This is a genomic window from Alkalibacterium sp. m-11 (genome assembly GCF_054658155.1).
Genome location: NZ_BAAGIR010000400.1, coordinates 1 through 371 on the forward strand (window position 1 = coordinate 1; position 371 = coordinate 371).

At 58.8% G+C, this 371-nt stretch carries 1 other RNA gene; it reads left to right on the forward strand.

Annotation, left to right across the window (positions count from 1 at the left end):
* Positions 1 to 369, forward strand: a transfer-messenger RNA (tmRNA) gene (gene ssrA / locus ACYQ2O_RS12960).
* The last annotated feature ends 2 nt before the right edge of the window (positions 370 to 371 follow it).

Genomic DNA, 371 nt, shown 5'->3' on the forward strand with positions numbered 1-371 from the left:
CATGGTTTCGACTACGTTGATTTAGCCAGGGGAAGCGTGCCGGTGAAGGCTGGAGACCACCGTAAGCGTCGCAGCAAACCAATAAGCGCCGAGAAGTCTCAGCGCGACTACGCCCTCGCTGCATAAGCAAGCGACCGCGTGTCTGTCAGCCTAGGGAAGTCCCTGACCTAGATCCTGGCATCGACTAAGGGACTTGCTGTTCAATCGCGTCAGCGGGGTTGAACAGGACTTTTACCGTTGACTGGGCTCATCATCCGGAAGTGTTCGTCCTAGCCGGAGGGCCAAGCAGAGATCTTTGCGCGAACTGCGCACGGAGAAGCCCTGGCGAGGTGACGTAGGACCCGGGTTCAATTCCCGGCAGCTCCACCGAG